Origin of the sequence: Psychrobacter immobilis (assembly GCF_904846185.1) — a bacterium.
Taxonomy (GTDB): Bacteria; Pseudomonadota; Gammaproteobacteria; order Pseudomonadales; family Moraxellaceae; genus Psychrobacter; species Psychrobacter immobilis_B.
The window spans coordinates 200564-218328 of record NZ_CAJGZQ010000002.1 but is presented as its reverse complement, the minus strand read 5'-3'; the positions used below and the strand labels follow the sequence as shown (position 1 = coordinate 218328).

18 protein-coding genes are annotated in these 17765 nt (G+C 40.4%); 10 read left to right on the top strand and 8 right to left on the bottom strand.

Annotated features, from left to right (window positions below):
* Nucleotides 1–500: 500 nt before the first annotated feature.
* The 3 genes from JMW94_RS01890 to JMW94_RS01880 all read right to left on the bottom strand — a co-directional run bounded on the left by JMW94_RS01890 (nucleotide 501) and on the right by JMW94_RS01880 (nucleotide 2979).
* The gene (locus JMW94_RS01890) at nucleotides 501–1109 is read right to left on the bottom strand and encodes a nitroreductase family protein (RefSeq protein ID WP_201600301.1); all 609 of its coding nucleotides are present in this window, start codon (nucleotides 1107–1109) and stop codon (nucleotides 501–503) included.
* A 73-nt stretch (nucleotides 1110–1182) separates the two neighbouring features.
* Nucleotides 1183–2121, bottom strand: coding sequence for a pirin family protein (locus JMW94_RS01885; protein ID WP_201600288.1), 939 nt, complete (start codon nucleotides 2119–2121; stop codon nucleotides 1183–1185).
* A 147-nt stretch (nucleotides 2122–2268) separates the two neighbouring features.
* A complete protein-coding gene (locus JMW94_RS01880; protein ID WP_201600285.1) occupies nucleotides 2269–2979 on the bottom strand; it encodes a pirin family protein in 711 nt (236 codons plus the stop codon).
* A gap of 219 nt (nucleotides 2980–3198) precedes the next feature.
* Here JMW94_RS01880 and JMW94_RS01875 point away from each other — a divergent pair, with 219 nt between their 5' ends.
* Nucleotides 3199–3525: a GNAT family N-acetyltransferase gene (locus JMW94_RS01875; RefSeq protein WP_201581711.1), complete on the top strand. Its 327-nt coding sequence runs from the start codon at nucleotides 3199–3201 to the stop codon at nucleotides 3523–3525.
* A gap of 83 nt (nucleotides 3526–3608) precedes the next feature.
* On the opposite strand, the gene JMW94_RS01870 is transcribed toward JMW94_RS01875, so the two are convergent.
* From JMW94_RS01870 to JMW94_RS01860, 3 genes are read right to left on the bottom strand one after another with little or no spacing between them, the layout of a single operon-like run.
* The gene (locus tag JMW94_RS01870) at nucleotides 3609–4337 is read right to left on the bottom strand and encodes a YoaK family protein (protein ID WP_201600282.1); all 729 of its coding nucleotides are present in this window, start codon (nucleotides 4335–4337) and stop codon (nucleotides 3609–3611) included.
* Nucleotides 4330–4884 carry an NADPH-dependent FMN reductase gene (locus tag JMW94_RS01865; protein WP_201600279.1) on the bottom strand — a complete coding sequence of 185 codons (555 nt, stop codon included), beginning with the start codon at nucleotides 4882–4884 and terminating at the stop codon, nucleotides 4330–4332. Before JMW94_RS01865 ends, JMW94_RS01870 begins: the two co-directional genes overlap by 8 nt.
* A gap of 53 nt (nucleotides 4885–4937) precedes the next feature.
* Nucleotides 4938–5330: a DoxX family protein gene (locus JMW94_RS01860; RefSeq protein WP_201581714.1), complete on the bottom strand. Its 393-nt coding sequence runs from the start codon at nucleotides 5328–5330 to the stop codon at nucleotides 4938–4940.
* Nucleotides 5331–5472: 142 nt separating this feature from the next.
* Between JMW94_RS01860 and JMW94_RS01855 the strand changes: the two genes are divergently transcribed.
* The 3 genes from JMW94_RS01855 to JMW94_RS01845 all read left to right on the top strand — a co-directional run bounded on the left by JMW94_RS01855 (nucleotide 5473) and on the right by JMW94_RS01845 (nucleotide 7933).
* Entirely contained in the window at nucleotides 5473–6378 is a 906-nt protein-coding gene (locus JMW94_RS01855; protein ID WP_201600276.1) for a LysR family transcriptional regulator, read from the top strand.
* A gap of 38 nt (nucleotides 6379–6416) precedes the next feature.
* Complete coding sequence (locus JMW94_RS01850) at nucleotides 6417–7607, top strand: low temperature requirement protein A (protein WP_201600273.1); 1191 nt, start codon at nucleotides 6417–6419, stop codon at nucleotides 7605–7607.
* Between the two features lie 161 nt (nucleotides 7608–7768).
* Nucleotides 7769–7933 (top strand): MliC family protein, encoded by a 165-nt coding sequence (locus JMW94_RS01845; protein WP_201600270.1) that lies wholly within the window; start codon nucleotides 7769–7771, stop codon nucleotides 7931–7933.
* Between the two features lie 114 nt (nucleotides 7934–8047).
* On the opposite strand, the gene JMW94_RS15080 is transcribed toward JMW94_RS01845, so the two are convergent.
* Together JMW94_RS15080 and JMW94_RS01835 are read right to left on the bottom strand one after the other, a co-directional pair.
* Nucleotides 8048–8431, bottom strand: a complete 384-nt coding sequence (locus JMW94_RS15080; protein WP_367119192.1) for a transposase — start codon at nucleotides 8429–8431, stop codon at nucleotides 8048–8050.
* A gap of 566 nt (nucleotides 8432–8997) precedes the next feature.
* Entirely contained in the window at nucleotides 8998–9723 is a 726-nt protein-coding gene (locus tag JMW94_RS01835; protein ID WP_201600361.1) for a GntR family transcriptional regulator, read from the bottom strand.
* Nucleotides 9724–10056: 333 nt separating this feature from the next.
* Here JMW94_RS01835 and JMW94_RS01830 point away from each other — a divergent pair, with 333 nt between their 5' ends.
* From JMW94_RS01830 to rluF, 6 genes are all read left to right on the top strand, one after another.
* Complete coding sequence (locus tag JMW94_RS01830; protein ID WP_201600254.1) at nucleotides 10057–11346, top strand: SLC13 family permease; 1290 nt, start codon at nucleotides 10057–10059, stop codon at nucleotides 11344–11346.
* Nucleotides 11347–11849: 503 nt separating this feature from the next.
* Nucleotides 11850–12890, top strand: a complete 1041-nt coding sequence (locus tag JMW94_RS01825) for a Bug family tripartite tricarboxylate transporter substrate binding protein (RefSeq protein ID WP_201600251.1) — start codon at nucleotides 11850–11852, stop codon at nucleotides 12888–12890.
* Between the two features lie 118 nt (nucleotides 12891–13008).
* Nucleotides 13009–13464, top strand: coding sequence for a tripartite tricarboxylate transporter TctB family protein (locus JMW94_RS01820; protein WP_201600248.1), 456 nt, complete (start codon nucleotides 13009–13011; stop codon nucleotides 13462–13464).
* 5 nt (nucleotides 13465–13469) lie between these two features.
* A complete protein-coding gene (locus JMW94_RS01815; RefSeq protein ID WP_201600245.1) occupies nucleotides 13470–14972 on the top strand; it encodes a tripartite tricarboxylate transporter permease in 1503 nt (500 codons plus the stop codon).
* Nucleotides 14973–15187: 215 nt separating this feature from the next.
* On the top strand, nucleotides 15188–15961 hold the full coding sequence (locus JMW94_RS01810) for a sulfite exporter TauE/SafE family protein (RefSeq protein WP_227685371.1): 774 nt from the start codon (nucleotides 15188–15190) through the stop codon (nucleotides 15959–15961).
* Between the two features lie 614 nt (nucleotides 15962–16575).
* Complete coding sequence (rluF, locus tag JMW94_RS01805) at nucleotides 16576–17562, top strand: 23S rRNA pseudouridine(2604) synthase RluF (RefSeq protein WP_201600242.1); 987 nt, start codon at nucleotides 16576–16578, stop codon at nucleotides 17560–17562.
* Nucleotides 17563–17765 lie beyond the last annotated feature (203 nt).

Below are 17765 nucleotides of genomic sequence, written 5' to 3'. Positions count from 1 at the left end.
TAACAGTACTGGTGCTAAGCGCGTAAAAAGCAGCAGCTTCTCTAACAGTCAGACCATTATCGATGCTAGACAGCACTTGTTTACGATAGTCGATTGAATAAGTCATGGTTTATCTGAATAGTTGATTAGTTTTTATGTATTGTATCGGTTTTATCTGAACTCTACTATAGCCATTAGCGCTTAGCACCTCATCTAATAAAGATAACTTAATGACTGCTGACAGTAATTGGCTCTTAAACATATTTATAAACGCTAGTATTCAAGATAACCCTTAATCCGACGCTTTTTAAATTCCGAAGCATCCGATTAAAGCGCTCGATGATCTTGAATTCTTCTATAGGCATATCTTAAACAACTGGGCTAGTAGGATTTACTACATTAGTTATAGTCTGCTATAAAATCATATTATCCCAGTTTATGATTATAAAAAAACCAATGAAACCGCTACGATATTTTCATAGCAGTTTCATTGGTTATACGGTCTTTAACGCTAAAAATTATTAGCCGAATACTTTCATACGCTTGTCTAAAGGCTGAAACGCTTTGTCGCCTGCTGGCTGCTCAATAGCGCCGAACACCATTTGCGCATTCAATTCCCAATCTTCAGCTATGTCCCAAGCATCAGCAACTCTCTGATCGATGACAGGATTATAATGCTGCAAATTAGCGCCGACATCAATGCTTGCCAATGCCGTCCAAATAATATACTGGTGCATCGCGCTGGTTTGATGTGCCCAGATTGGGAATTTATCCGCATATAAAGGTGCTGCTTCTTGCATGTTTCTCACGACGCCTTTGTCCTCGAAGAACAATACTGTACCCGCACCCGCTCTAAAGCCTGCAATTTTATCTTTAGTACCTTGGAACTTCTCGTCATCGCCAACAATCACTTTGAGTGTCTCTTCAGTGATGTCCCATAATTTTTTATGATCTTCACCGAATAACACCACGATACGCGTCGATTGTGAGTTAAAAGCGGATGGCGTATGCAAAACCGCATGCTCAACCAAATTAACGATTTCGTCATTTGATACTGGCAATTGATTACTCAATGCATAGATAGAGCGACGTTTTTCTGCCAATTGCTGTAATGTTTTTAGGTTTGACATTATTTTCTCCAGTGATTATTTATGAGTTTACGTGATTAAGAACTAAGTTATAAAGCTAAATGTTAACCAACCTTTAACCTTTAAAACCTTGAGGTAATTCAGGTGCTGGCAAACGTTTCATATCAGAGTCGACATTACCGAAACGCTCATGACCATTATTCCAGTCGATGATGGATTGCTCGATCTCTGCTTTATTGTCCGCAACAAAGTTCCACCATAGTAGCACCTGGTTATTCAATGGTTCACCACCGATAAACATCACACGTGTGCCTTTTTTAGCCGCTATTTTAATGCTTTCATTATTAGCAACATCGCTATCGTGGAAACGAAAGAGTTGATCCTGCTTACATACCTTTCCTTCAGATTCTATCTCACCCTCTGAGACTAAGATGCCGTATTCAAAGCCTAGTTCTAAAGTCAGTGTAGCCTCGCCATCTTGGGTAAAGTACACGTCGATACCGACCAGCTTGGAGTATTGGATAGTAGGCGCTTCAAAGTGCTGACCTGACACATTGGTATAGCTACCGGTGGTCAGAGTCATCTCAACACTATCTTCCGTCCACGTTGGTAGCTCTGGATAATGATGAAAACCGCGCTCAATCTCTTGATCAGTCGGTAGCGCAATCCAGAGCTGTACCATGCTGAGGGCACGCGCCGCATCCGACGAACCTCCTGTATCTGGAAAGACGCTTTGTTCCGTATGACTGATACCTTGGTTTAGACCAGTGCCTGCGGTCATGACGTTGACCTGGTTCTTGGTAATCACTTGCTCGTTACCTAAGCTGTCCTTGTGCAGTACTTCGCCATTAAGCATCCAGCTAAAGGTTTGTAAGTTGATATGTGGATGACGACCCACTTGCATGCCTAAATCGTCTTCACCAAAGTCAGCAGGACCAGCGTGATCCAAAAAGCACCACGCACCGATAGGCTGTTTTCCTTTATTGGGTAATAAACGGGCAATCGGAATACCGCCAACATCAGCCAACCTTGGCTCTAGGGTTTGAATACTCATCATTCACCTCTTATTATAGATGGTTATAGATTATTGAATGCTTACTGATAAATTACTACTAGGTTTTGTATGGATTGATACTGCTGTTGACTGTATAAATGTTTAATACAAGATTATTCAATAAATAGGTACTGAATAATTAGTTACCTAATACATAGGTACTTCCATTAACAATACTCTAGCGTTTTCGGTCGCATCCATCGTGAAGCTTTTAGTATCCCAAACGCCTAAACCATCGCGAGTAGCTAAAATGTTACCGTTGATAGTCACTTTACCCTCTAGTACCAAGACATAAACAACGTTATTGACATCTTTTAAATCATAAGTCTGGGTAACGCCTTTGTCTAAATTACCCATATGGAACCAAGCGTTTTGATGAATCCAAACCCCAGCGTCGTCCGCGTTTGGAGATAGCACTTGGTTGAACTCATTAGCTTTCATGTGCTCATCCATACGCACTTGCTGATAACGCGGCGTCACGCCCATTTTGTCGGGTATCACCCAAATTTGTAAAAACTTGACAGGCTCATTGGCATCGCCATTCATCTCGCTATGAGTAATACCTGTGCCCGCTGACATAACCTGAATCTCACCCGTTTCGATGATGCCTTGGTTACCGATATTATCGCCATGAGCTAACTTCCCACTTAGAGGAATACTGATAATTTCCATGTCGCGGTGTGAGTGCTTGCCGAAACCTTGACCACCAATAACAAAGTCATCATTGATGACCCGTAGCGCGCCAAAACCCATACGCTCTGGATTATGATAATTGGCAAAGCTAAAAGTATGCTTACTTTTGAGCCAGCCATGGTTAGCATCGCCACGAGAATCTGCTGCATGATAGATCGTTTTCATAAGTTATCCTTTATTTTTAATTGGCTTGTTTAAGCTATGGTCCTATTATAATTGTTGACCATATATAGATAAACAGTGCTTATTGCAAATGACTATTCTTATTTATAGAACAATAAGTGCTTAGAATTAACGTAATATAATAGTCACGCCATCATTCGCGTTACCCGTCAGTACCAATAAACAGGTGCAAAAAATATTAATGATAAAGAGAGAATAACAATGTCAAATCAGCATACAACGCATTACGATGTGATCGACAATAAAAGCCAAAATCGATTTGAGATTCATATTGATGATCAAATTGCCTTTGAAGACTATGAGTTTTTTACCACATCCACAGGTGAAGAAGGTATTGAATATAAGCACACATTTGTGCCTGATTCGCTTAGTGGTCGTGGTATTGCAGGCTACTTAGTTAAGGTTATCTTAGATTGTGCAGCCGCTAGAAAACTGCGCGTAAAGCCAACTTGTCCTTATGTGAAGTCTTACATTGATAAGCATCCAGAATACCAAGCCAATTCGGTGTTTCATGGTGCGAAAGCCTAAGACAATATGCATAAAAAAAGCCATGATAAATCATCATGGCTTTTTACGATTAATGACATTACTCAATGTAGGTAAAACTTTTATTAGCTAATATGCTGTAAGAACTCTGAATTACGGGCTAGTAGCGATAAGTACAGCACAGGGATGACAAACAAACCGACTGCCCAATAACTGAGGTTGACGTACAGCACCGCCCCAAGTAGCGCGCCAATCACAAAGCTGATAACCAATGCCGCGCTATGCCCCAATTTTTTGGCATTATCAGCGCTACGGTTGGCAATATAATCTGACAGTCCAATACCTAATTGCGTCGTATTACCCGTCATTAATACCGTTGGACTCATGTGTTTGATGACTGTTTTACTAGCCGTATTACGAATAGCAAGTGCTGTTAAACCTAGACCACCAGTAATGGCGACGGTTATATCTCCAGCCTCAGTGAAAGGTTGAAAGGACAATCCTGCTATCATAAAGGTGGTCAAAAATAGTGCTTCTGCCAAAAATAAATGACTGAGTACTAATTTTTGCCTCCGACTTTTATCAATGTATATTTTGGTAATAACCACCGTTATTATAAAAAGCGGTACCGATGCTAGCTTGATCCACAAGCCATCTTCACCTTTAACCAAACCGCTACCAGCCAGTACTAAGTTACCCGTGACATGAGCGGTAAAAAAGCCAAATAAAGTGATGAAGCCAATCGTATCAATCGCCCCACCAACTATCGTTAATAGGATAGGCGCTTGATAGCGTTGCCAAAAGCTTGGTGTCTTACGATCTAGAGTGTTGTTATCAGCGACAGCTTTAGGCACTGGTATTCCCTGCAAAATCCACAAAATCAGTCACAAAGCGCTGTAAGAATTTCTGTGTGCGCGGGCTAACACTGCCATCTTCATTTAAGCTGTCCGTTGCACGGCTTAAATGAATTTCAGGATCAATCATCATTTGTGCCGAGAGCATTTGCATGCTTTTTCCGACATCGAGGCCACTATTGATACCGCCAAAGCTGCCTGGCGAGGCCGTCACTACCGCAACTTTTTTATGGGTCCAAACACTTTCTTTATAAGGACGTGAGGCGATATCTACGACATTTTGCAAGGCGGCAGGCATAGTGCGGTTATGCTCTGGCGTGACAATTAATACGGCATCAGCGCCTTTCAGCTGCTGACGCACACGCTCATAGCTATCGATAGTCGTATCATCATAATCTTGATTATAAAGCGGTAAGTCTGCGATATAGACTTCTTTTATAGACACGCTTTCAGGCATCTGCGACACCATATATTCTGCAAATTTACGATTGATAGATTCTTTTCGCAATCTGCCAATAATTGAGGCGATGTTTATGGATGCGCTCATAGCGGCTCCTTGATTATGATGATAAGACGATATTTTCTAAGCCATTTACTCTACTATATTCTGCGATGATTACTGTTATCAATTGAATAAGCACCTGCCCCATGAGCAAATATCATTAAGAAACCACCCGCCATCGCAATGTTTTTCATGAAAGGATTCATCTGTGATTCATCTATCCAGAATTGATGGAAAAGCAGCGCTGATATAATATTGAATCCAACCAGTAAAATAGCAACAAAACGCGCTTTGAAACCAAAGAGAATAGCAAGGCCGCCGAAAAGTTCAACCGCGATAACCAGTGGCAATAACATCCCAGGCACACCCATTGATTCCATATAACCTTGAGTGGCCGCGTAGCCGGTAATTTTAGTAAAGCCTGAAAAGATAAAAATCATTGATAAAAATAGGCGACCAATTGGGGCGCTAAGCTCTTGTAGTTTATCCATGGGTTTTCTCCAGTAATAGAATGTTTTTTAAATTTTATTTGATTATGTGACAGGACTATTGTATTCGTTGCTTATAACTAGATAAACCGTGATAATTACAAATGTAAGTTCTTATTTAAAGAACAATTAAGAGGTGGTTCACATGGGACAATTAGAAGATATGGCAATGTTTGTGCGTGTTGTCGAAGCAGGCAGTATTACCAAAGCCGCAGAACAACTAAACATCGCAAAATCTGCGGTAAGCCGGCGTTTAAAGGAGTTAGAGACACGCTTGGGCAGTCAACTGATTAGCCGAACCACGCGTCAATCAAACTTAACCCAAGCCGGTGAGCAGTATTATCAAAAGGTGTACCATATACTCAGTGAAGTAGATGCGCTGAATGAAGAGACGAGTGGTACTCCGACGCGTATCGAAGGGACATTAAAGATGACTGCACCACTGTCCTTTAGTTTAATGCATTTAAACGATGTCATCGATGAATACGCCAATCAGCATCCTGAGTTAAAGTTTGAGCTAGATTTTTCTGATCGGCATACTGATTTGATTGAGGAAGGGTTTGAATTAGCGATTCGTATTAGAGAGTTGCAAGATTCCAGTTATCAGGCCAAACGTCTGGCACTGATTCGTTATGCGTTATGCGCCAGTCCTGAATATTTAGAGAGAATGGGTACGCCAAAGACTTTTGACGATCTGACAGAACATGAGTTTGTACAATATGGTATGAGCAAATCTAGCGCGATAGAATTGATAGATGAGCAAGGTAAGAAGCATCAAGTCACCGTAAACGGTAAAATAAAAGCCAATAATGGGGACTTTTTGCGGGAGATGGCAGTCAAAGGTCATGGCATTGCTTTTCTGCCAACTTTTATTACGTATCAAGCCTTAATCAGCGGTGAGCTTGTGCCTATCCTCCAGCAGTATCAATTGCCCACTTTAAATGCTTATGCGGTCTATCCTAAAAATCGATTTTTATCGCAGCGTTGTCGTTATTTGATTGACTTTATTGCTGAGCGTTTTGGTGATAATCCGTACTGGGATAACTTTTGATAAGCACTTACGGCTCAACACTTAACGGACAAGCTTAAATGATCACTATACCTACCATTAATACAATAAGCGCCCGCGATTCCAATGAACCAAATCGACCCTCAACAACGCTTGAGTTATTATTTGATTTAGTCTATGTCATTGCCGTTTCAGCAGCAGCAAGCGGGCTACATCATCGTTTGCTTGAGCATGACTTTTTAGGGTTTTTGACCTTTATCATCGCCTTCTTTATTTTATGGAATGCTTGGACGAGCTTTACATGGTTTGCTTCCGGCTACGATCCTGATGATTGGTACTATCGTCTCTCAGTATTGCTGCAAATGTTTGGCTCATTAATGATCGCCGCCAACATCAATCAGTTTTTCGAACAAGGACTAACATGGATAGGAGTCACTGGTTACGCGATCATGCGATTGGCCAGTTGTAGCCAGTGGTGGCGTGTTTATCAGCAAGTTGAAGGTCACAAACGGGTGGCTGGTCGCAGTATTATTGGCTTACTAACGCTACAAAGTGTTTGGATACTTTGGTTGTTTCTACCTGCTTCGATACAAACGCCTGCGTTATTTTTATTTATAGCTGCTGAACTACTGATGCCAATATGGGCGCGTGCCGCACAGAACATCAATTGGCATCCTCATCACATGGCTGAACGTTATGGTCTGTTGAGCATTATTGTTTTAGGCGAGGGTGTGCTAGGCGTCAGTAACAGTATTCGAACCTTTTTAGTCAATTCCGAGTCTGCTGCTAGCGCTATTATATTATTAGGTTCAAGCCTTGTGGCATTGGTTTTCGCCTTATGGTGGCTCTATTTTACTATCCCGTTTGGTACTATTTTGAACAATGAGCGTCGCCGTTATGATTTATTCTTATTTGGCTATGGGCACTTTTTTGTTTTCGCTACGCTTGCAGCGTTAGGCAGCGCGCTTAATTTAGTGACCGATGCTTGGGCAAATACTTCAAATCGTACGGTCACTCAGCCTTATGCTATGGGATTATTGATGATAATGCTATTTGGCTTTTTAGTGACACTAACTTTGCTTCGAGCCTTAATGTGCCGCAAATCAAGTCACAATATGATGGCTCTTATACTTGCCACCTGTATTATTTTTCTGAGCTATACCGTAGTAGCGCAAGGACTATCGATTACTTATGGTATTTGGTCAAGCATACTCGCACCTATAATAATGACGTGGTACTTTCATCAAGATAACAAGCAGTGGCAAGCCTAAGCTCTAATTTAATATTGCACGATAACAATGACTTGCAGAAAAACTCTAGTTTGCATTATCATAATTTTTTTTAATTATTTGACTTCCAACCTAATATTTATCTATAAGGATTATTATGAAAAACTAATGGCTGCGGCTCCTATTGTGCTACTAACGCACCTATGACTAGCACTGATCAAACAACTATTATGTCCTGTCAGGATAATGGTCAAATTGCCAATCTAAATGTGACGTTGCCTAAAGTGGGTATAAATAATAAAAAACTCACCTTGAATCAAGCAGTTTCAGCTTCTGGTGCTCGTTATGTTAATAGCCCTGACCCTTAGATGAGCTATGATTGGCATACCAAAGCAAACTATGGTGTCATGAACGTAAACATGGCAAACGGTCAGACATATAGTGTCAACTGTAAAATATAAGTATTGATATTAGTGCTATAGTCAGTCCACAATAAAATTAGTACAGCCCATATCATGAAACAGTTTAGACAGATCGTTCTCCATCCAGCTTTGGCGTAGAAACTTTGCTTGTGCCCATTTTTTCTCGATGGGATTTAAATCAGGGCTGTAAGGTGGCAACCATAGAATACGATGGCCATTTCTGTTTAGTAGCTTTTGAATGCATTTGCTTTTATGAAATCTAGCATTATCCATAATAATCACGCATTTAGTCTTAAGGCTTGGGATAAGCGTGTGTTTGCACCAGTGATAAAATATATTGCTATTGATATTCTGCTCAAAGTAATCAAGCGCAAACAGCATTTTTTCATAGAGCGTACCAATAATATTAGTACGCTTTCTTGCTTGCCAGTTATAGCGATCAATACAAGTTTTACCAATAGGTGCATATCCGTAAGGTCTTATGCTTACAGCCTCAAAGCCACTTTAATCCATATGAATAATGGGGAAGCCTTACTGCGTAAAGCTATCAAGCTTATTCTGATATATCGCACTTTTTATTGGACAAGTTTTTGGATGCTCTAAGGTCTTTTTTTGACTGATTCCAAGACGCTTTAAAGCAGTGTGCATACCTGTCTTACTACCGTTAAAGCGCCTAGCCCGTTCATACAGATAATCATCAGGATATTATTCAACGTCTTTTAAAGAGTGCTTCATTCGGTATTTTAGTTGGTGGTTTATCCCTAGTTTTTTTGAGAGCCAACTTCTGTGCCAGCTACGAATGGTGATGGTACTCAGGTGATAGCCGCTTCTCTTATCGTCATGCTTTTTTTAATGCTATGCATTACTTGCTTGCGAAATTCGATTCAGTAATACATCGTTCCTCTAATTAAATAAAGTTGTTATAAAGACTGTATCAGTTTTACATATTATTAATTGCATAATCCCTTTTCAAATAATCTGAATGAGTTGACCACTACTTTGATAGACCGCTAAATAATATTAATCTCATAACTGAATTTTTCTGCCAGTCCATATGATTCTCTATATTCGATAGGATCGCCTTCTAGATTCTTCGCAATGCGGCATACCTTAACTAAGTTTTCTTGCTTATTGTTGCCCAGATAATCATCACTGTGATCGGTTATAAAATACAGCGTCTCTACGGCAGACGACACAAACTGGCCACACTTTGTATAGTAAAACGGATAGAGAAGATTCTCGAAATCTTCAGGATTTAAGGTTGCAAAAGCTTGGAAGCGACTCTTAGGTAACCAAATCTTTTCACTTAACAATACTCTGTCTTCAACCATACGCGTACGTTCTATATAAATAAGCGCTTTGTTTTTACCTATATTTAGTTTTTTATTAATGTCATCAATACCGTCTATAACCATGATTTTTTTAATTATGCCCGTCGGTGTGACATAGCGAGCATCTTTATCACGAAACTTAAAAAACCTTAATAATGAGCTTGCAAAATCTGGACGTTTTAAGAAGGTGCCTTTGCCTTGCTGCTTTATTAACACCCCATCTTCTACCAATTTTTCGACCGCTTTTCGGACAGTTCCTACAGATACTTCATACTTATCTGCAAACTCCTGCTCCGTTGGTAAGGGTGTATTTTCATCCCACTTACTCTCTGTCAGTAACGTCTGTATATGCCATCGCACTTGTTCATAACGTGGCATTTTAAACTCTTTGAAATTATTTAGCATTTTTTTCACCACAGTGGAAAGGTTTTTATTAATTGGCTCAATCTTGTCAAGCGCCGTTATTGTTCTACAAGGAAGTATATGTCTGGTCATACTACCTTAAGCCTTAAGTAAATTTTATATGTAACGCTGCAACTGACCTATAAATTGGTGATCAATTTCATCTAGTTAGTGTGACCTTTTTTGCTATCATTCTACTCAACTAAATGCGCTTTTAAGACTTATGAGATTGTCTAGTCTAAAAAGCTATTTTCGATATTATTGTAATGCTCTTTACTCTGTAAAAACTGCTATGGTTTTTTATAGAACTCATACAGTTAAGGTCAAGGAGTAGTCGTGACTCTTTATATTCTCGCCGCCATCGTGATATGTATCATTTTGGGCTATACCACTAAGATTAATATTGGCCTATTTGCTATTGCATTTTCATATCTGATCGGTTGTTTCGGTATGGGGATGAAGGCACATAAAATTGTTGAGCTATGGCCTCTCAAAATTTTCTTTGTTATTTTTGCAGTGACGCTTTTCTATAACTTCCCCCTAGCTAACGGTGCTTTAGAGAAGCTATCTAATCATTTAATCTATAAGTGCCGTCACTTTCCCGAATTTCTACCTTTAGTCATTTTCCTTGTGGCCACGATTATTGCGGGCTTAGGGGCTGGTTATTATACGGTCTTAGCGACGATGGCACCGATGATCCTGCTGTTGTCTAAACGCACTAACTTGAATCTTGTCATTGCTACTTTATCGGTGAACTATGGTGCCTTAGCGGGTGCTAACTTTATCACCTCACAAAGCGGTGTTATTTTTAGAGAGCTGATGCGCGGCGCAGGCGTCGCAAATGATAATACCTTTACTTATGTGTTAGGGATATTCGCTGTCACTTTTATAATGCCTATGATTGTATTGGGTGCTTATAGCTTTATCAATGCCAAAAATAGCAAAATAGCGATTCAGACGACCATACCAGAACCCTTTGACAGTAAGCAAAAACAGTCTCTTGTGCTGATTTTTATCATGATGGCTATTGTACTTATCGTGCCCATTTTAAATCTACTCATGCCACAAGTATCAGCAATTCAATTTTTGAACGCTCGGATTGACATTGGTTTTATCGCCATATTTTTTGCTTTAGTGAGCTTATTTCTAAAATTAGGCGATGAAAAAGCAGTGATTGCTTTAATACCTTGGAATACCCTCATTATGATTTGTGGTGTTGGTATGTTGATCAGCCTCGGAGTAGAAATAGGCGTTATTTACGAGCTGACAGAATGGCTAAGTACCAATGTGCCTATCTGGATGATACCGATTTTAGTCTTCGTTATTAGCGCCATTATGTCAATATTTGCTAGTACCCTCGGGGTAGTCGCCCCTACTTTATTCCCTATGGTGCTACCCCTAGCCGTTGCTTCTGGACTAAGCCCTTTATTATTATTTACCTGTATTGTTGTGGGCGCGCAAAGCTCATCACTCTCGCCTTTCTCATCAGGAGGTAGTTTAATGTTAGGCGCTTCTCAAGTCGTTATAAACAAAGACCAGCTTTTTAATGCGCTACTATTCAAGGCAGTGCCCTTAGATATTGGTATTGGAATACTCGCAATTTTACTTATCCAGCTGATATTTTAAATTCTCATAGGCAAAATATACCGTGATTTTTTAATATTTTTACATATGCTTGATATATTTTGATCCCAATATATCTATTTTTCTCACTAAATGCACAACTTCTTAAATCGTTGTCATAGCCTCGTAATGGTACTGATATCAACGTTACTTTTAGGATATCTCAATAATCTTCGCCATCAACAAATCATCTTATCTATTTGTTTTAATTAATTTAAATATTTTTTTCGAAGAAATAAATATCATTTATTCATCCTGCATATTGCTACAACAGGAGACCTTATGCCGCCTTCAATTTAATATATTACTATAAAATTCATATATACATACATATGTTTCTTGTTATTTTTAAAATATTCTGTTACTTTTGCATAGCAATGAAAAGCATACGTTTATGAAGTTAATGAGACACATTAATCGAATGCTACCTTCACCTGTAATAACTTTATATTTTGGCCAAAACTCTATTGAATTTTTACTGTAAAAATACACACAAGGAGTGTCGTGTGAAAAAACTATCCTATCTGGCTCTTGGCCTGTCTGTCCTATCTTTGACCGCTTGTAACAATGCAAACGAAACTGCCAGTACAGATGCGACTGCCGCAGATGGCTCAACTGAGCTCACTGCCCCTTCACGTCCAGAATGTATCGCACCTGCCAAACCGGGCGGCGGCTTTGACTTGACTTGTAAGCTTGCCCAAGCTGGCTTAAGAGATACTGGTATCTTAAAAGATCCTATGCGCGTCACCTATATGCCAGGCGGCGTCGGCGCTGTTGCTTATAACAAAATCGTTGCCAATGATCGTGACAATGGCGATGCGATTATTGCCTTCTCTACCGGCTCTATCCTTAATTTATCGCAAGGTAAATTTGGTAAGTTCACTGAAAAAGACGTGAAATGGCTCGCGGGTGTTGGTACTGATTATGGCGCTATCGCAGTCAATGCAGACTCTCCTATTAAAGATTTGGCCGGCTTAGTTGCTGAGCTCAAAAAAGATCCAAAAGCGATCAGCTTCGGTGCTGGTGGTAGCGTTGGTGGCCAAGATTGGATGCAAACGGCCATTTTAGCCAAAGCCGTCGGTGTCAAGCCTAGTGACATGACCTATGTTGCCATGGAAGGCGGCGGCGAGGCGATCACAGCGGTGATGGGCAATCATATTACGGTCGTTAGTGCTGGTATTGCCGAGATTATGCCGCAAGCCAATGCAGGTAAATTGCGTGTATTAGCGGTATTTGCAGATGAAAGATTGGGCGGCACGATGACCGATATTCCTACTGCGAAAGAGCAAGGTTATGATGTGAGCTGGCCAGTCGTTCGTGGTTACTACATGGGTCCAGACGTAAGCCCTAGTGCTTATAATTGGTGGAAAGAGGCTTTCGATAAGATGCTTGTTGATCCGAAATTCGCTGAAATACGTGAGCAACAAGAATTGCTGCCTTTCTCTATGACTGGCGATGAGCTACAAGCCTACGTTTATAAACGTACGGGCGAACTACGCGAGTTATCTGCTGAATATGGTCTTGTTGAAGCAGCACCAACCAAATAGTTACGTTGAGATTTAATAACCTTTAGCAATTGAATATCAAATATTTTGGTATTTCTCAAAGGGCTGGCAGGATGTCTATCTGTCAGCCTTTTGCCCCAAAATTCAAGGAATGCTCCTTATGACAATGGAACGTTTGTTTTCCGGGCTGATGGCACTGGTCAGTATATTCTTAATATACTTAGCCATTGGTTATGTTGCCCCTATTGCTTATGACCCAATTGGTCCTCGTCCTTACCCTATTTTAATCTTTTCCCTGCTTGCCTTTGGCTGCTTAGTCGTGGCTTTTCGTCCCGCCAGTTTTACTAAAACGATTGAATTGGGTTTAAATAAAACGATCATCCGTAATCTTATTTTATGTGCGCTTGCCTTATTGGTCTATGGTCTCATTTTTGAAGTATTGGGCTTTATTCTTGCCACTATTCTGATGTCTTTCGCCGTAGGTTTACTGTTTGCAGGTAATCCTCTCAAGAGTTTTATCTTTTCAGTGTTAATCAGTATTGGCTTATATGTCTTATTTGACCTATTTTTAGATGTCAAATTACCACTCGGATTGTTGTCAGGGATAATAGGATAGCCAATATGGATACTTTTGATTTTTTGATGCATGGCTTTGCTGTTGCATCTACCCCAAAAAACTTACTGCTGGCACTAATCGGAGCTTTTTTAGGTACGATTGTGGGCATGTTGCCGGGTCTTGGCCCGATTAATGGTGTAGCGATATTACTGCCATTCGCTTTTGCCCTTGGTTTGCCGCCTGAGAGTGCGCTCATTTTGCTAGCAGCCGTTTATCTTGGTTGTGAATATGGTGGTCGTATTTCTGCCATTCTTATTAACGTACCCGGTGATGCCGGCGCCATTATGACGACTTTGGATGGCTATCCATTGGCAAAACAAGGCAAGGCTGGTATTGCACTGTCTTTATCTGCTATCAGCTCTTTCGTCGGTGCCACTATCGCGACAATCGGCGTGGTGCTATTTGCGCCATTATTAGCCAAATGGGCAATCTCATTTGGACCTGCTGAATATTTTGTACTGATGGTATTTGCTATCACGTGTTTAAGTGGTTTGGTAGGTGATCAGCCAGTTAAGACGGGTATTGCCGCATTAATTGGTCTTGGTCTAGCAACTGTTGGGGTTGATGCCGTTACGGGTATTTATCGCTTTACCTTTGATTCCGTCAACCTATCTGATGGTATTCAGTTTACCACCATTGTTATTGGTTTCTTTAGTGTGAGTGAAATTCTAATCTTGCTCGAAAAAACAACGACTGGACACAAGGTTATTGAACAAGGTAAGCGCAGTTTATTAAACTTTAAAGAGTTTACTTTTGCTTTTGGAGCCATGCTACGTAGTGGTCTAATGGGCTTTGTCGTTGGTATCTTACCAGGTGCAGGCGCAACGATTGCCAGTGCAATGACTTATGCTAGTGAACGTAAAATCGCTGGTGATACTGGAACCTTTGGTGATGGTGATCTTCGCGGTGTTGCATCGCCAGAAGCAGCTAATAATGCCTCAGCTTGTGGCTCATTTGTGCCAATGTTGACGCTAGGTGTGCCAGGTTCTGGTACGACAGCAGTCATGATGGGTGCGTTGACGTTATATAACATTACACCGGGTCCACAGTTATTTACTGAGCAGCCAGATATCGTATGGGGTCTGATTGCCTCATTATTTATCTGTAACGTTATTTTGCTAATCATGAACATCCCTTTGGTAGGTTTGTTCGCCAAACTGCTTGATGTACCAAACTACATCTTGATACCAGCCATTGCTGCGGTCAGTTTCGTTGGCGTATATTCTATCCATAGCACGACTTTTGACTTGGTATTTATGGTGGCACTTGGTGTCTTCGGTTACTTCTTACGTAAACTAAACTTCCCCTTATCAGCGCTTATTTTGGGCTATGTATTGGGTGAGCTCATGGAGTCTAATTTAAGACGAGCCCTATCTATCTCTCAAGGCGAGCTTAGTATCTTATGGAGCAGCCCTATCACAGTAGTGCTATGGTTGTTGGCTATTTTGATGGTATTCATGCCAGTTATACGTAGTATCTACCGTAGAAAATTTAAGCCTACTATTTAAGTTTTAGTTACTCTGTTCTCAAAATACTCTCCGGTGGTGGTTATACTCTATGTATGACCACCATTTTTTTAGGAAATAGTTACACCCGATACTTTCAATGAACGCGTTGAAATTGCTAGAGGAATAAAAATGCTACTCTAATAAAACCTCTTATCAGTTAGCCAGATTTAGTTGACTACTACCACTTGATGTCACTCATGAAATAGGATTTTATAGTGCTCCTTGTTTTAGATTTACTACAATCCATCCCAAGTTGGCATTTAGTAGGCTTGTTTTTCGCTGGCATGGCCGCTTTTATCATCTCTACTATATCGGGTGGTGGCGGTGCCATGTTACTGATACCAGCCACTTCTTGGATGATAGGGACAGCGGTTGCACCACCTGTGATCAATTTGGCTACTTTGATTAGCAATACATCTCGACTATATCTATTCTGGAATGATATTGATTGGTCGTTGACCAAATATTACGTACCAAGTGCCATTGTAGGTGTGTGGCTAGCAGCATTTGTTTTTAGTCGTTTAGATGCTGGCTGGATTCAGTTATTGGTTGGCGTGTTTTTGGTGTCTACCATATTCCAATATAAGTTTGGTAAGGTAAATAAAACTTTTGATATGCCAAAAGCAGGTTTTATACCTTTGGGCTTTATGATTGCTTTCATGAGCACATTAGTGGGCGGTCTCGGCCCTATCCTTAACCCTTTTTATATGAATGCTGGACTAGAAAAAGAAAACCTTATTGCTACCAAAACGGCTAATTCTTTTTTTGTAGGTATGGTACAAATCGGCAGCTATTCTTTTTTTGGTATATTCACCGTCAAGCTTTGGGTATATGGCATTGTTTTAGGATTAGGTGCCGTTATTGGCAATATCATCGGCAAACGCTTTTTGGCCGGTATGAGTATTAGTCAGTTTAGAATAATGCTACTCATGCTAATGGTTATTAGTGGCGTAATAATGATAATAAGAAACCTGAATGTGCTGTTTTAATAAGCCTTTCATTCGATGCTGTGACTATTCACAGCAAATTTACATAGATAATCGCGGTGAGTTTACATCGCTTATCCTTACCAATTTAGCACATGCACATGATACATTTTTTGAAATGTACTCAGCTTGGTTATCCTTGACCTATGCTGTCAATCCTGTAGAAACTAGCTTGAGAGAGTCTAACTAACCAACTGGACAGTAAAATTCAAACCCCTAGCAATTTTGTTCACAAGGCAACCTCGTAATTTGTACTACGCTCAGAAGCATCATATTTTTCCAACATCCCCTTCTCTATCAAATCATTGATACTTCGTAGTACTGGGTCTATAGAACACTTGGGCATCATTGCCCATTTCTTAGTACTCAGCCTGCGATAAAAATCAGTGAATAAAGTATTACCTCTACCGTCAAATCCGTAGAAACAAAATTGGGAGAACATTGATTCTAATAGGTACAAATACGATACTGGATATATTTCTAAGGTTTTGCCCTTCTCTCCCGAAATGGATATTGAATTTCCTATATAATGTGAGCCATCTCTTTGTTGATAACCCCTTTAATTTAGGCTTTTTTCTTAGTAAAAAAATGCTGCTTATCAGGTAAAACGGTGCTTTATGTTTAACGCTTCCTCAACTCGTTTAAATAAATACATCAGCGAAAGCGGTATTTGCTCCAGGCGAGACGCTGACCGCTTTGTTGAACAAGGTAATGTATACATCAATGGTAAGCGTGCTCAAGTAGGTGATCAAGTGGTTGCTGGAGATACGGTAAAAGTCAACGGGCAACTCATTGAGCCGCGAGAGGCGGATGATTTTGTGTTTATTGTCTTGAATAAACCCGTGGGTATTGTGAGCACTACGGAAGCTTCAGAAAAAGATAATATCGTTGATTTCGTTCGACATAGTACACGTATTTTTCCGATTGGACGGTTGGATAAAGACTCTCAGGGTTTAATCTTTTTGACCAGTAATGGTGATCTGGTTAATAAGGTACTTCGTGCTGGTAACAACCACGAAAAAGAATATTTGGTGACGGTGAACAAGCCGATAACAGATAGTTTTATTGAGGGTTTAGCTGGTGGCGTGCCAATGCTTGGGAAGGTGACCAAGAAATGTCCAGTTACTAAGGTGGCACCCACCGTGTTTAACATCACGCTAGTGCAGGGTTTAAACCGTCAAATTCGTCGTATGTGTGAGCATTTTGGCTATGAAGTGGTGAAGCTTGAGCGTACGCGGATCATGAATGTCAGTCTTAAAGGTACTCCCGTTGGAGATTGGCGAGATTTAACCGAAAAAGAGTTGTCTGTTTTACTTAAGTCCATAGAAGGTTCTTCTTCAGATGCCAGTAATCCGGGCAAGAAATCTCGTAATGCGCCACGAAAAAATGCTCGTACTGATGATTCATCAAAAACAAAAACGTCTTCGAAATCAGCGGGGGCAGCAAAGGGCAACAAGAAACACGCCAAGGATGACGCTAGAAAACCAGCGGGTTCTAAAGGTAAAGATAGACGTCCTTTTGGTAATGGCAAGAAGGCTGTGGGCAATGGCAAACCTGCTACAAATGGTAAGCGCCCTGCAAAAGGTCGAAGTTCTAAGCGGTAGCAGTATCGCGACTATAGATTGATGGTTAATGGTTAACTAATTAAGACAGCTGATAAGAAATACTGCACAAAAAGCCAGACAACTTAAATTGTCTGGCTTTTTTGTGGTCTGCAGATTTTCTCAACCAAATATTTTTTATTATAAAGCCAACTCATAACTAGGATGTGTCTTCACGAAGTACCGTTGGTATGGGCGGACTAAAA